Annotated in this window: 10 protein-coding genes and 2 pseudogenes; 6 read left to right on the top strand and 6 right to left on the bottom strand. The window is 73.7% G+C overall.

The features are described from left to right. Positions 1 to 1413, bottom strand: a pseudogene (locus tag ABZ749_RS14980) (hypothetical protein); the annotation flags it as partial. A gap of 90 nt (positions 1414 to 1503) precedes the next feature. Next, the gene (locus tag ABZ749_RS14985) at positions 1504 to 3108 is read right to left on the bottom strand and encodes a DUF6541 family protein (protein ID WP_357227816.1); all 1605 of its coding nucleotides are present in this window, start codon (positions 3106 to 3108) and stop codon (positions 1504 to 1506) included. Positions 3109 to 3240: 132 nt separating this feature from the next. On the opposite strand from ABZ749_RS14985, the gene ABZ749_RS14990 reads away from it, so the two are divergent. The 6 genes from ABZ749_RS14990 to hutH are packed head-to-tail and all read left to right on the top strand — an operon-like array spanning position 3241 to position 11044. Further along, positions 3241 to 4092, top strand: coding sequence for a MurR/RpiR family transcriptional regulator (locus tag ABZ749_RS14990; RefSeq protein WP_357227819.1), 852 nt, complete (start codon positions 3241 to 3243; stop codon positions 4090 to 4092). Positions 4093 to 4109: 17 nt separating this feature from the next. After that, positions 4110 to 5768: a urocanate hydratase gene (gene hutU, locus ABZ749_RS14995; protein ID WP_357227821.1), complete on the top strand. Its 1659-nt coding sequence runs from the start codon at positions 4110 to 4112 to the stop codon at positions 5766 to 5768. Then, the gene (locus ABZ749_RS15000) at positions 5765 to 6967 is read left to right on the top strand and encodes an allantoate amidohydrolase (RefSeq protein ID WP_357227824.1); all 1203 of its coding nucleotides are present in this window, start codon (positions 5765 to 5767) and stop codon (positions 6965 to 6967) included. Before hutU ends, ABZ749_RS15000 begins: the two co-directional genes overlap by 4 nt. After that, positions 6958 to 8325: a formimidoylglutamate deiminase gene (locus ABZ749_RS15005; RefSeq protein ID WP_357227826.1), complete on the top strand. Its 1368-nt coding sequence runs from the start codon at positions 6958 to 6960 to the stop codon at positions 8323 to 8325. Before ABZ749_RS15000 ends, ABZ749_RS15005 begins: the two co-directional genes overlap by 10 nt. Beyond that, on the top strand, positions 8322 to 9509 hold the full coding sequence (gene hutI, locus ABZ749_RS15010; protein ID WP_357227828.1) for an imidazolonepropionase: 1188 nt from the start codon (positions 8322 to 8324) through the stop codon (positions 9507 to 9509). Before ABZ749_RS15005 ends, hutI begins: the two co-directional genes overlap by 4 nt. Next, a complete protein-coding gene (gene hutH, locus ABZ749_RS15015) occupies positions 9506 to 11044 on the top strand; it encodes a histidine ammonia-lyase (protein ID WP_357227831.1) in 1539 nt (512 codons plus the stop codon). Before hutI ends, hutH begins: the two co-directional genes overlap by 4 nt. Positions 11045 to 11075: 31 nt before the next feature. Here the strand turns inward: hutH and rdgB are convergent, their stop codons facing one another. The 4 genes and pseudogenes from rdgB to ABZ749_RS15035 form a co-directional block, all read right to left on the bottom strand. Beyond that, on the bottom strand, positions 11076 to 11693 hold the full coding sequence (gene rdgB, locus ABZ749_RS15020; protein WP_357227834.1) for an RdgB/HAM1 family non-canonical purine NTP pyrophosphatase: 618 nt from the start codon (positions 11691 to 11693) through the stop codon (positions 11076 to 11078). After that, positions 11690 to 12415 (bottom strand): ribonuclease PH, encoded by a 726-nt coding sequence (rph, locus tag ABZ749_RS15025; protein ID WP_357227836.1) that lies wholly within the window; start codon positions 12413 to 12415, stop codon positions 11690 to 11692. The genes rdgB and rph overlap by 4 nt, the downstream gene beginning before the upstream one ends. 9 nt (positions 12416 to 12424) lie before the next feature. Continuing rightward, positions 12425 to 13594, bottom strand: coding sequence for a glycosyltransferase (locus ABZ749_RS15030; protein ID WP_357227839.1), 1170 nt, complete (start codon positions 13592 to 13594; stop codon positions 12425 to 12427). Beyond that, positions 13591 to 13841: pseudogene (locus tag ABZ749_RS15035) on the bottom strand (hypothetical protein); the annotation flags it as partial. The pseudogene ABZ749_RS15035 and the gene ABZ749_RS15030, both read right to left, overlap by 4 nt.

Genomic DNA, 13841 nt, shown 5'->3' on the forward strand with positions numbered 1-13841 from the left:
CGTCTCCGGGCTGACGCTGGCCGACGTGTTCAGCTCCGACGTGGGCAGGTTCTTCTGCTCCAGCTTGATCAGGGCGACGTTGCCCGCCTCGATCGGGAGGGCCTGGACGACGGTGCCGGCAATCGCCGGGCTGTCCGTCACCTCGCCCTTGGCGATGTTGAGCTGCCCGTACAGCCGGGTCTCCGGCTGGTCGCCGGCGTTCGCGCCGGTCAGGACCGAGGTGCTCAACCGACTGCGGGTGTAGGTGCTGATGTCCTTGGCCTGCAGGCTGCCCTCGGAGACGAGCCGGTTGGCCACGGCGTTCAGGGCACCCCCGACCAGGACGTCCGGGCTGGGCTGCACGCACTGGCTGTTGCTGAGGACGTACCCCTCGTGCTGGACGACCACGCCACTACAGCGCCGGCTGAAGGTCACCGGGGCCTTGTCCAGCAGGGCACCGCCGGCCTTGCTGCGGACGTAGCCGGTGAACACGACCTCCACGAAGACCATGGACGGCCCGGCAACGGCCAGTGCCCGCTCCTCAGGGCTGCGCAGGGCGGCCTGCGCCCAGGGCTTGAGGCCGGGGGCGAGCGGGGTCGCGGCAGGAAAGCCGCTGGAGGTGGCGGTCGGCGGAGCATCCGGGTCGTCGGGCTCATCCGAGCTGAGGGCGTAGATGCCGGCGCCGCCACCGACCACGGCCACCAGGGCCAGCGCGGCCACACCCGCCCAGAGGCCGGTACGCCGCTTGGGCGGCGCCGAGGGCTTGATCCGCCGTACGGGTGCGGCGTACGGGTCGAACGGGGGCACGTCGGCCGGTGGGCCGGACACGGTGGCCGGCGTCGGCGCGACGTCGTGGCCGGCCGGCCCGGCGGGCGATGCGGGTGCGCTCGACGCCGGCGCGGCCGAGACGGGGTGGGCAGGCGACTGGTTCGGAATCGCGGCCGACTGCACCGCCCACGGGGCATGCGGCATGTCGACGACCGGCTGCGGCACACCCGACACGGGTTGCGGCACACCGGAGACCGGCTGCGGCACACCAGACACGGGTTGCGGCACACCCGACACCGGCTGCGGCACACCCGACACCGGCTGGGGAGGGGCGGAGACGGGTCGGGGGGCGGCGGGCACCGGTTGGTACTCCACGCCGAGCGCGCGGAACAGCTTCTCCGGGGCGGGTCCGGCCTCGGCGGCGTACGCCACCCAGGGCGCGGCGGCCGAGAAGTCGGCGTACGTGATCGGGGGTCCGTCGGGTGACTGGGCGAGCGCGTTAGCGACCTCGGCGAACGCCTCCCGCCAACCGGGGGCGGCGGCAACCGTCGCATCCAGCACGGCCACGCTCACGAACCGGCCCTGCTCGTCGATGGCGGCCCAGGCCTTGCCCACCGGTGAACCGCCCAGCAAGTGGGTGAACCTGTAGGGGCCTTCCGGCTGCATGCCAACTCCTCCGCTCGACCGCCAGGCGCATGGTACCGACCGGTGACACAGTCAGTCGCCTGGCGGTCACCCGTCAACTCGTCGTCGCCGTCACCTTTGGCTGATCACGACCACCGGCTCCGGTCCGGACGTGACGCGTTCCACGCGATAGTCGGCGAGCGCGGCCTGCCACACCGGCTCGCTCGGGTGGGTGTACGTGCGCACCAGCCAGACCCGGGTGCCGGGCGGCTGTTTCGCGGCCCGGGCCAGAATCTCGTCGAGAGCGTCCTTGATGGACGGCGCGTCGGCGGCTTTCGGGAGGATCACATCGGCGCGGGTGGGCATGGCGACTGTCCAACCGACGGTGCCGCCGACCGGCGCGACCAGCTTCAGTGGATCCTGGTCGGAGTAGAGCGTGAACCCGAACCAGGCGGGCCCGCTGACCACGACGAGGTCGTGCGGCCCCTTGTGCGCCGCGACGTACCGGGTCGACGACCCGATGTCGGTGATGGCCTGGTGCGCCAGCCAGACCCCGGGTTCGTCGCCGTCCAGGCGATACCAGCGGTGGTTGACGGCGGCGAAGCTGGTGAGCAGGACGGCGCAGGTCACGGCGGCCACCACGCCCGGTGCCAGCCGGGGCAGAACGCGGCGGACCAGTGCGACGGTCAGGTCGGCCAGACCGACGATGCCGATGCCGGCCACCAGGCCCGCCACCACGATCAGGAAGTGGGACGTGCGCGGGTCGAGCAGCGGGTAGATCCCCGCGACACCCAGGCCGCTGGCCGCCACCGGCAGCAGGAGGACGGCGATCGCCGGGGCCGCGTGTCCGCGTCGGAACAGCGTGACGACGCCGAGCACGAGCAGCGCCGCGAGGATCGGCACGGGTGCGCCGAGCATCGGTGACAGGGCCTTGATCTGCCGCACGAGGTGTGCGGGCAGTTCGGAGATGCTCGGCAGGAAGTCGTCCCAGTAGTCCCGCATGGCATCGCTGTTGCCCCGGGCGGACACTCCGAAGTAGACGGTCGCGACGAGTGCGCCGGCGACCAGGCCGGCGACGGTCGCCTCGACCGTCCTCGCCCACTCCCGACGCATGGCGACGGAGAGCAGCAGACCGCCGAGTACACAGACCGCGACGATGGCGGTGGTGTGACTCAGCAGCATGCCCAGACCCACAGCGGCCACCACCACCGCGAGCCGTCGCCGGGACCAGGCGCGCCCGGTCCAGGTGGCCAGGGCGAGCAGGCAGACCGCCACCGCGGCGTCAGCCGTGTACTGCTTCAGGTCGTGGCGGGTCTGCTGGACCGGCAGGAGCAGGACGGCGAGCCCGCTGACCACACCGATGAGGATGCCCCGGGCGCGCTCGGACGCCAGCGAGCGGCCCAGCAGGTAGGCCGCGACGACGGTCAGCAGTTGGAACCCCAGGGGTACGACCCGGAGGTGGTCGATGTCCGGGACCAGTCGGAGCAGGAAACTCCACCCGATCGGGCTGGACGAGGTCGTCACCGGCAGGTCGGCGAGGGGAAAGCGGACCGAGAGCGCGACCCACGCCTCGTCGCCCCAGTACTGGGCCGTCAGCCACGACCGGATGTCGTTGACGACGAAGAAGGCCCCGATCAGGGCGATGATCGGCATCGCCTCACCGACCGTCGCCCGGACGGGCGGAGAAGGTGCCGGACGAGAGGCCTGAATGGGCGGGGCGTCCTCGACTGCGACCACGACGCTCCTTCTCGCTGGCGCGATCCTGCTCGCGCTGGACGCCCGCATGTTACGAGCCGCGACGGCTGAATGGGGGGCGGGGGGTGACCCGAGGTGGTTGTCTATGAAAGTTTCTATGCATAGAGTCAGCTCATGAATGAAGGAGCTGTCGCGGCACCCGCTGACCGGGTGCTCGACCTGTTCCAAGGGGTGCGCCTCACCCCCACCCAGCGCCGAATCGCGCACTGCCTGGTGCAGCACGCCCCCGGTGTGGCGTACCTGTCCGCCGCCGAGGTCGCCGAGCTGGCCGGCGTGAGTCAGCCGTCGGTCACCCGGTTCGCCGTCGCGCTCGGCCACGACGGCTACCCGGCCCTGCGCCGCCGGCTGCGCGACCTCACCGGCTCGACTCCGGGCGGATCGACGGACACCGGCAACGAACTCCAGCAGGCGGTACGCGCGGAGATGGGCAACCTGGACCGGCTGGCCGGTCAGCTCGCCGACCGGGACCGGATCGCCGAGACCGGGCGGTTGCTCGCCGAGAGCCGCCCACTGCCGGTGCTCGGCCTGCGCGCCGCCGCGCCGCTGGCCGCGTACTTCGCCTACTTCGCGGCGAAGGTGCACCCGGACGTACGGGTCCTCGACGACGGCGGCAGCCTGCTCACCGACCGCCTGGAGCAGGCGGCCGAGGCCGGGGCGTCCGCCGTCCTGGCCTTCGTGCTGCCCCGCTACCCCCGGGAAACCCTGGACGCGCTGCGCGACGCCCGCCACGCCGGGTTGACGGTGGTGGCGATCACCGACTCGCCGGTCAGCCCGGCCACCGAGCACGCCGACGTGGTGCTCGCCGCGGCGGTCGGCGCGCAGCTCGTCTTCGACCTGCACACCGCCCCGATGACCCTGGCCATGGTGCTGTTGCAGGCGATCTGCGACGCCACGCCGGCCGACACCCAGCGCCGACTGGAGGCATTCGAAGCCTCCGCGGCCCGCCGACAGTTGTTCCTCGGTTGACCGGAGGAGAACCAGAGATGACCCAGCCCATTCGTGCCGCACGGGGCAGCCAGCTCACCACCCGCGGGTGGCAGCAGGAGGGCGCCCTGCGGATGTTGATGAACAACCTCGACCCCGAGGTGGCCGAACGCCCCGACGACCTGGTGGTCTACGGCGGCACCGGCAAGGCGGCGCGGGACTGGCCGTCGTACCACGCGTTGGTCCGCACGCTGACCGACCTGCGCGAGGACGAGACGATGCTGGTGCAGTCGGGCCGTCCGGTCGGGGTGATGCGCACCCACGAGTGGGCGCCCCGGGTGCTGCTGGCCAACTCGAACCTGGTCGGCGACTGGGCGACCTGGCCGGAGTTCCGCCGCCTCGAACAGCTCGGCCTGACCATGTACGGGCAGATGACGGCCGGTTCGTGGATCTACATCGGCACCCAGGGCATCCTCCAGGGCACCTACGAGACCTTCGCGGCGGTGGCCGCCAAGAGGTTCGCAAGCACCCTCGCCGGCACGCTGACGCTGACCGCCGGCTGCGGCGGAATGGGCGGCGCGCAGCCGCTCGCGGTCACCATGAACGGCGGCGTCTGCCTGATCGTGGATGTGGACCGCACCCGGCTCGACCGTCGGGTGCACGACCGCTACCTGGATGAGGTCGCCGACTCCCTGGACGACGCGATCGCTCGGGTCCGCGCCGCGAAGCGGGAGCGCCGGGCCCTGAGCGTGGGCGTGGTCGGCAACGCCGCCGAGGTCTTCCCGGACTTGCTGAACCGGGGCGTCGAGATCGACATCGTGACCGACCAGACCAGCGCGCACGACCCACTGGCGTACCTGCCGGTGGGGGTGGAGCTGGCCGAGGCCCGGGACTACGCCGCCGCGAAGCCGGCCGAGTTCACCGACCGGGCCCGCGCGTCGATGGCCCGGCACGTCGAGGCGATGGTCGGCTTCCTCGACGCGGGCGCCGAGGTGTTCGACTACGGCAACTCGATCCGGGGTGAGGCGCAGCTCGGCGGCTATCAGCGCGCCTTCGACTTCCCGGGCTTCGTGCCCGCGTACATCCGGCCGTTGTTCTGCGAGGGCAGGGGTCCGTTCCGGTGGGCGGCGCTCTCCGGCGACCCGGCCGACATCGCGGCCACCGACCGCGCCATCCTCGACCTGTTCCCGGAGAACGAGTCGCTGGCCCGGTGGATCAAGTTGGCCGGCGAGCGGATCGCCTTCCAGGGCCTGCCGGCCCGGATCTGCTGGCTCGGTCAGGGCGAACGGGACCGGGCGGGCGTGCGGTTCAACGACATGGTCGCCTCCGGCGAACTCTCCGCCCCGGTGGTGATCGGCCGGGATCACCTGGACACCGGCAGCGTCGCGAGCCCGTACCGGGAGACCGAGGGGATGGCCGACGGCTCCGACGCCATCGCCGACTGGCCGCTGCTGAACGCCCTGGTCAACACGGCAAGCGGGGCGTCCTGGGTGTCCATCCACCACGGCGGCGGGGTGGGTATCGGCCGGTCGATCCACGCCGGGCAGGTGTGCGTGGCCGACGGCACCGCCCTCGCCGGTCAGAAGATCGAGCGGGTGCTCACCAACGACCCGGCGATGGGCGTCATCCGGCACGTCGACGCCGGCTACGAGAGCGCCCGCGAGGTCGCCGACCGCACCGGGGTCCGGGTACCCATGACGGAGGGCGACCCGGCGTGAGCGACGACCTTTCCGCCCGGTTCCGGGCGCTGTGGGACGAGATCGCGCCGGTCGGGCGGGACGCCGACAGCGGCGGCTATCTGCGGTACGCGTTGACCGAGCCGGAGCGGGAGCTGCGCGCCTGGTTCCGGGCGCAGGCCGAGCACCGTGCCATGCCGGTCACCGAGGACGGCAACGGCAACCTCTTCGCCCACTGGGGTGACCCGGAGGCGTCCGACGCGGTGCTCACCGGCAGCCACTTCGACTCGGTGCCGCACGGCGGGGCGTACGACGGGCCGCTCGGCATCGTGAGCGCGTTCCTCGCCGTGGACGAGCTGCGCGCCGCCGGTGTCACCCCCGGCCGGCCGCTGGTGCTGGGCGCCTTCGTCGAGGAGGAGGGAGCGCGTTTCGGCGTACCGTGTCTGGGGTCTCGGCTGCTCACCGGGGCGCTGTCAGCCGAGCGCGCGGCCGGCCTGCGTGACGCGGCCGGGGTGAGCTTCGCCGAGGCGCTCGGTGACCGGCCGGCGGGCGCCCGCCCGGAGCTGCTGGGCCGGTTCGGCGCGTTCGTGGAGTTGCACGTCGAACAGGGCCGCGCGCTCGTCGACACGGACGCGCCGGTAGCGGTGGCCAGTGCGATCTGGCCGCACGGCCGGTGGCGCTTCGACGTCGTCGGCGAGGGCAACCACGCGGGCACCACCCGGATGGCCGACCGCCGCGACCCGATGCTGACCTACGCGTTCACGGTGCTGGCGGCCAACAAGGAGGCCCGGCTGCGGGGCGCGCACGCCACCGTGGGCCGGGTCGCCGTCGAACCCAACGCCACAAACGCGATCCCGTCGAAGGTGACCGGCTGGCTGGACGCCCGGGCGGCCGACCCGGAGACGCTGACCGGGCTGGTCGACGCGGTACGCGGCAAGCTCGCCGAGCGGGCCCGCCGCGACGGTACGACGGTGACCGTCACCGAGGAGTCGGCCACAGCGGTGGTCGCCTTCGACGGCGGGCTGGCCGAACGGCTGGCCACGCTGCTCGACGCGCCGGTGCTGCCCACCGGCGCGGGGCACGACGCCGGGGTGCTCGCCGCGTACCTGCCCACCGCGATGCTCTTCGTGCGCAACCCGACCGGCGTCTCCCACTCCCCCGCCGAGGCCGCCACCGACGACGACTGCGCCGCCGGGGTACGGGCGCTGGCCCGGGTGCTGGAGGAGCTGACGTGCCGGTGACACCGAACCGCTGGCTCGCCGAGTACGCCTGGCTGCCCGAGCACGCCGAACCCACCCCCGACGTGCTGATCGAGGTCGAGGACGGCCGGATCACCGCGGTGACGCCGCTGCTGGGAGCGCATGGGCCGGAGGCCGGGGTCGAGGTGTACGCCGACGCGGTGCCACTGCCCGGCCTCACCCTGCCGGGCCTGTCCAACGTGCACTCGCACGCCTTCCACCGGGCGCTACGTGGGCGTACCCACGCCGGGCGGGGTGACTTCTGGACCTGGCGGGACCAGATGTACGCCGTCGCGGACCGGCTGGACCCGGACACCTACCTCGCGCTGGCCCGGGCCGTCTACGCCGAGATGGCGCTCGCCGGGATCACCTGCGTGGGCGAGTTCCACTACCTGCACCACCGACCGGACGGCGGCGCCTACGACGACCCGAACGCGATGGGCGCGGCGCTGGTGGAGGCCGCCGCGCACGCCGGGATCCGGCTCACAGTGCTGGACGCCTGCTACCTGACCTCCAGCGTGGACGGTCAGCCCCTCGCCGGGCCGCAACGTCGCTTCGGCGACGGTGACGCGGGCCGCTGGGCCGAGCGGGCCGCGGCGTTCCAACCGACGGACCCGCACGTCCGGGTCGGCGCGGCCGTGCACTCGGTGCGGGCCGTCCCGGCCGATCAGTTGCGCACTGTCGCCGACTGGGCCCGGGAGCGGCAGGCGCCGCTGCACGTGCACCTCTCCGAACAGCCCGCCGAGAACGACGAGTGCCGGGCCGTGCACGGGCACTCGCCCACCGCGCTGCTCGCCGAGCACGGCGTGCTCGGGCCGCACACCACCGCCGTCCACGCCACCCACCCCACCAGCGCGGACCTGTCCCTGCTCGCCGACAGCCGGACCGGGGTGTGCCTCTGCCCGACCACCGAGCGGGACCTCGCCGACGGCATCGGCCCGGCCCGGTTGATGGCCGACGCCGGCATCCGGTTGAGCCTCGGCAGCGACAGCCACGCCGTGATCGACCTGTTCGAGGAGGCTCGGGCGGTCGAGCTGGACGAGCGGCTGCGGACCCGCCGGCGCGGCCACTTCGCGCCGCTCGACCTGCTGAACGCGGCCAGCCTCGCCGGGCACGCCGCGCTCGGCTGGGCCGACGCCGGAAGGATCGCGGTGGGCACCCGCGCCGACCTGGTGACGGTACGCCTGGACAGCGCCCGCACCGCCGGGGTGCCGCCGGTGGGCGCGTTCTTCGCTGCCGGCGCGGCGGACGTCGAGCAGGTGGTGGTGGACGGCCGGGTGGTGGTGGCCGAGGGTCGGCACCTGACCGTCGACGTGCCGGCCGAACTGTCGTCAGCGATCGAGGCGGTGACGCCCGCATGAGCGGCAGCCTGCTCGTCGACAACATCGGGGAACTGGTCACCAACGGTGCCGGCGAGGGTCCGCTCGGCATCCGCCGCGACGCCGCCGTGCTGGTCGAGGCGGGTCGGGTGGTCTGGGTCGGGCCGTCCACGTACGCGCCGGCCGCCGACCATCACGTCGACGCCGGTGGTGCCGCCGTGCTGCCCGGGTTCGTGGACAGCCACGCCCACCTGGTCTTCGCCGGGGATCGGGCCCCCGAGTTCGCCGCCCGGATGGCCGGTCAGCCCTACACCGGCGGCGGCATCCGCACCACCGTCGGTGCCACCCGGGCCGCCACCGACGAGGAACTGCGTGCCACGGTGCGCCGGCTGCGCGGGGAGGCGCTGCGCCAGGGCACCACGACCATGGAGATCAAGAGTGGGTACGGCCTGACCGTCGCCGACGAGGCCCGCTCGCTGCGGATCGCCGCCGAGACCAGCACCGAGACCACCTTCCTGGGCGCGCACGTGGTGCCCGCCGAGTACGCCGACCGCCCCGACGACTACGTGGGGTTGGTCTGCGGGCCGATGCTGGCCGCCGCCGCCCCGTACGCGAAGTGGATCGACGTGTTCTGCGAGCGGGGTGCCTTCGACGTGGACCACGCCCGCGCCATCCTGGCCTGCGGTCAGGCCGCCGGCCTGGGCGTACGGCTGCACGCCAACCAGCTCGGCCCCGGCCCCGGGGTGCAACTGGGTGTGGAGCTGGACGCGGCCAGCGTCGACCACTGCACCCACCTGAGCGACGCCGACGTGGCCGCCCTGGCCGACACGGCCCACAGCGACGGGTCGGGCACCCGCACCGTGGCGACCCTGCTGCCCGGCGCGGAGTTCTCCACCCGCTCGCCCTACCCGGATGCCCGCCGGCTGCTCGACGCCGGTGTCACGGTGGCGCTGGCGACGGACTGCAACCCCGGCTCGTCGTACACCTCGTCGATGCCGTTCTGCGTGGCCCTCGCGGTCCGCGAGATGCGGATGACCCCGGCGGAGGCGGTCTGGGCCGCCACCGCCGGTGGCGCACGGGCGCTGCGCCGCGACGACATCGGTGTCCTCACGCCCGGCGCGCGGGCCGACCTCGTCGTCCTCGACGCGCCGTCACACCTGCACCTGGCCTACCGGCCCGGTGTCCCCCTGATCCGCCAGGTAATACGCAACGGAGTTCCGCAATGACGCACGTGACCATCCAGCCCACCGGAGTCTCCGCCGACGACGTGCTCGCGGTGGCCCGCGGCACCGCCACCGTCGTCCTCGCCCCGGCCACCATCGACGCGATGGCGACCAGCCGGGCCATCGTGGACGGCATCGAGTCGTCGGGCCGTCCCGTCTACGGCGTCTCCACCGGGTTCGGCGCGTTGGCAAACACCTTCGTCGCGCCGGAGCGGCGGGCCGAGCTGCAACACGCGCTGATCCGCTCGCACGCCGCCGGGGTGGGCGCCCCGATGCCGCGCGAGGTGGTCCGGGCCATGATGCTGCTGCGCGTCCGGTCCCTCGCACTGGGCCGCTCCGGGGTCCGGCCGCTGGTCGCGGAAGCCCTGGTCGACCTGCTCAACCACGACATCACCCCGTGGGTTCCGGAGCACGGCTCGCTGGGCGCCTCCGGTGACCTGGCGCCGCTGGCGCACTGCGCGCTGGTACTGCTCGGCGAGGGCTGGGTGCTCGGCCCGGCCGGTGAACGGCAGGACGCCGCCGACGCGTTGACCGCCGCCGGGCTCAAGCCGATCGAGCTGGCCGCCAAGGAGGGGCTGGCGCTGATCAACGGCACCGACGGCATGCTCGGCATGCTGCTGCTGGCCATCCACGACGCGGAGCACCTGTTCGCGATGGCCGACGTGACGGCCGCGCTGGCCATCGAGGCGATGCTCGGCTCGGAACGGCCGTTCCTGCCCGAGCTGCACGCGATCCGTCCACACCCCGGTCAGGCGACGTCGGCGGCGAACATCCACCGCCTGTTGCAGGACTCCCGGGTGATGGACTCGCACCGCGACGACCTGGCGCACGCCGTGCAGGACGCGTACTCGATGCGCTGCGCGCCGCAGGTGGCCGGCGCGGCCCGCGACACCCTGGACTTCGTCCGCACCGTCGCCGGCCGGGAGCTGGTGTCCGTTGTGGACAACCCGGTGGTGCTGCCGGACGGCCGGGTCGAGTCGACCGGAAACTTCCACGGCGCACCGCTCGGCTTCGCCGCGGACTTCCTCGCCATCGCCGCCGCCGAGGTGGGCGCGATCGCCGAGCGGCGGGTCGACCGGCTGCTCGACGTCACCCGCTCCCGGGAACTGCCGGCGTTCCTCTCCCCCGACGCGGGGGTCAACTCCGGGCTGATGATCGCCCAGTACACGGCGGCGGGCATCGTCGCCGAGAACCGTCGACTGGCCGCCCCCGCCTCGGTGGACTCGCTGCCCACCAGCGGAATGCAGGAGGACCACGTCTCGATGGGCTGGGCCGCCGCCAAGAAGCTGCGCACCGTCCTGGACAACCTGACCAGCCTGCTCGCGGTGGAGCTGCTGGCCGGCGTACGCGGCCTCCAACTGCGCGCCCCGCTGGAGCCGTCCCCGTCCGGCCGGGCGGCCGTCGCCGCGCTCGGTACGGCAGCCGGCGAGCCCGGCCCGGACGTGTTCCTCGCCCCGGTGATGGAGGCGGCCCGTGCCGTCGTCGGCGGGCCGGAGTTGCGCGCCGCCATCGAACGGGAGGTCGGCCCGCTGGGCTGATCTCCGGCGGGTCGCTGTCGTCCGCCGCGGGTCAGGCGGCGGGCGGCAGCACCTTGGCGATCAGCTTGGCCAGCTCGCGCAACGCCTTGCCCCGGTGACTGATGGCGTCCTTCTCCGCCGGGGTCAGCTCGGCGTTGGTCCGGTCCTGTCCGTCGCCCAGGAAGATCGGGTCGTAGCCGAACCCACCGTCACCGCGCGGCGCGCGCAGCACCCGACCGGACTGCCGGCCGTCGACGAGGTGCTCCTTGCCGCCCGGCAGCACCAACGCGACGGTGCAGACGAACGAGGCGGCCCGCTGCTCGTCGGGCACGTCGCCGATCTGGTCCAGCACCAGCTGAAGGTTGGCCCGGTCGTCGCCGTGCCTGCCGGACCAGCGGGCGCTGAACACCCCCGGCATCCCGTTGAGCGCGTCGACAGCGAGCCCGGAGTCGTCGGCGATGGTCGGCAGGCCGCTCTGCCGGCAGCCCTCGCGCGCCTTGATCAGCGCGTTCTCGCCGAAGGTCAGGCCGGTCTCCGGCAGCTCCGCGTACTGCTCGATGTCGTCCAGCCCGAGCAGGGCGATCCGGTGCGCGCCGAGCGCGCCGTCCAGGATCCGCTGAAGCTCGACCAGCTTCTTACGGTTACGGGTGGCGAGCAGGACCTTGTTCATGCGAGTGCCTTCCGCTGGGCTTCGGCCAACTCGGCGCAGCCGGCGACGGCCAGGTCGAGCAGGGCGTCGAGCTGGTCGCGGGCGAACACGCCCGCCTCGCCGGTGCCCTGCACCTCGACGAAGTCGCCGGTGCCGGTGCACACCACGTTCATGTCCACCTCGGCGGCGACGTCCTCCTCGTAGCAGAGATCGAGCCGGGCCTCCCCGGCGATGATCCCCACGCTGACCGCGGCCACCGAGCGGTGCATCACCTTCTCCGGCTTACCGGCCAGCGACTTGCGGGCGGCGAGCCAGCTCACCGCGTCGTGCAACGCGACGTACGCGCCGGTGATCGCGGCCGTGCGGGTGCCGCCGTCGGCCTGGAGCACGTCGCAGTCGAGCACTATCGAGTTTTCCCCGAGCGCCTTGAGGTCGATGCTGGCCCGCAGACTACGGCCGATCAACCGGGAGATCTCATGGGTACGGCCACCGACCCGGCCCTTGACGCTCTCCCGGTCGGAGCGGGTGTTGGTGGCCCGGGGCAGCATCGCGTACTCGGCGGTCACCCAACCGAGCCCGGAGCCCTTGCGCCAGCGGGGCACCCCCTCGGTGACGCTCGCCGTGCAGAGCACCCGGGTGCCGCCGAACTCGACGAGCACCGAGCCCTCCGGATGGGTGCTCCAGCCTCGGCTCAGGGTCACCGGTCGGAGTTGAGAGGGCCCTCGCCCGTCAGGTCGCGCCATGCCTGCACCCTATGCGGTGCGGCGATCCACCCCGCTCGCGGTGCCCCGGGGAACGTCCGCGCCGTGCACACCGAGGAACCCGGCGACCGCGGCCGGCCAGCCGAACTCCTCGGCCCGCGCCCGGGCCGCCCGCCGCCGCTGCGCCTCCGGTCGGGCCGCCAGGCGCCGCACCGCCGCCGCCATCGAGACCCCCGAGCCGTACGCCGCCAGGCCGGCCCCGCCGACCACCTCGGGTAGCGCGCTGGCCGCGTTGACCACCACCGGAGTGCCGCAGGCCAGCGCCTCCAGGCCGGCGAGACCGAAGGTTTCCACCGGGCCAGGCGCCAGCACCACGTCCGCGCTGGCCAGCAACGCGGCCACCGTGGCGCGGTCCGGCAGGAACCCGGTGAACGTGACGGGCAGCCCTTCCGCCCGCCGGGCCAGCGCCCCGCCCAGTGGGCCGTCGCCGGCCATCACCAGCACCGCCGGTACGCCCTCCCGGCGCAGCTCGGCGAGGGTCTGCACGGCCAACTCCGGCCGCTTCTCCGGGGACAGCCGGGCGCAGTGCACCAGAAGCAACTCGCCGTCGGCTGCGTACCGCTCGCGCATGAGGGGGTCGGCACGGTGCGGGGTGAAGGTGTCCAGGTCCACCCCGAGCGGCACCAGATCCACGTTGTCGGCGCCGATCCGGTCGAACTCCCCGGCCGCCCACCGGGTCGTGCAGACGATCCGGTCGTACGCCCGACTGGTCGCCCGGTTGAGCCGGTCGGCGGTCGGACGGCGCAGCGCGTCCGGCACCCCCCACTGGCCGAGCAGCCCGGTCAGCGACTCGTGCGACACCATCACCGACGGCACCCCGTGCGCCCGCGCCCACCGGCCCGTCCAGCGCAGCGACAACCGGTCGGAGACCTCCAACCGGTCCGGTGCCAGGTCGGTGAGCAGCCGAGCCAACCGGCGTCGGCCGGCCAGCAGCCGGTAACCGCCGCTGCCGGGCAGCTCCGGGCCGGGCACGGTGACGACCCGCCCCCACGGGTACGTCTCGTCGGCGGCCCGCTGACCGGGCACCACAAGCACCGGTTCGTGCCCGGCCGCCCGGTAACCCTCCCCGAGGTGCCGCAGTGCGGTCCGCAGGCCGCCGGAGCGTTCCGTGACGAAGTTGGCGAGCCGCAGGATCCGCAACCCGCCGGCCGCCCCGGTCACGAGGCGGCCGGCAGACCGACGGTGGCGGAAACCGCGCGAACCGCGTGGTAGTGCCCGATCAGTTCGTCGCCGACAGCCGCCCAGCTGCGGCGACTGACCGCGACCCGGGCGGCCAGCCCGTAGGCCCGCCGCCGGTCGGCGTCGCCGGCCAGCTCGGAACTCGCCGATGGCAGCTCGTTCCCTCTCGGCCCGCACCCCGATCCGCGCCCGCAGCAGAGCGGCCGCGTCCCCGGCGGTGAGCAGATCC

This window comes from Micromonospora sp. NPDC047753 (genome assembly GCF_040642735.1).
In the GTDB taxonomy this organism is placed as follows: Bacteria; Actinomycetota; Actinomycetes; order Mycobacteriales; family Micromonosporaceae; genus Micromonospora.

Coding starts and splice junctions, on each gene's coding strand:
- hutI (WP_357227828.1), top strand. CDS start 8,322: ATGAGCGGCAGCCTGCTCGTCGACAACATCGGGGAACTGGTCACCAAC.
- hutH (WP_357227831.1), top strand. CDS start 9,506: ATGACGCACGTGACCATCCAGCCCACCGGAGTCTCCGCCGACGACGTG.
- hutU (WP_357227821.1), top strand. CDS start 4,110: ATGACCCAGCCCATTCGTGCCGCACGGGGCAGCCAGCTCACCACCCGC.
- rph (WP_357227836.1), bottom strand. CDS start 12,415: ATGGCGCGACCTGACGGGCGAGGGCCCTCTCAACTCCGACCGGTGACC.
- rdgB (WP_357227834.1), bottom strand. CDS start 11,693: ATGAACAAGGTCCTGCTCGCCACCCGTAACCGTAAGAAGCTGGTCGAG.
- ABZ749_RS14990 (WP_357227819.1), top strand. CDS start 3,241: ATGAATGAAGGAGCTGTCGCGGCACCCGCTGACCGGGTGCTCGACCTG.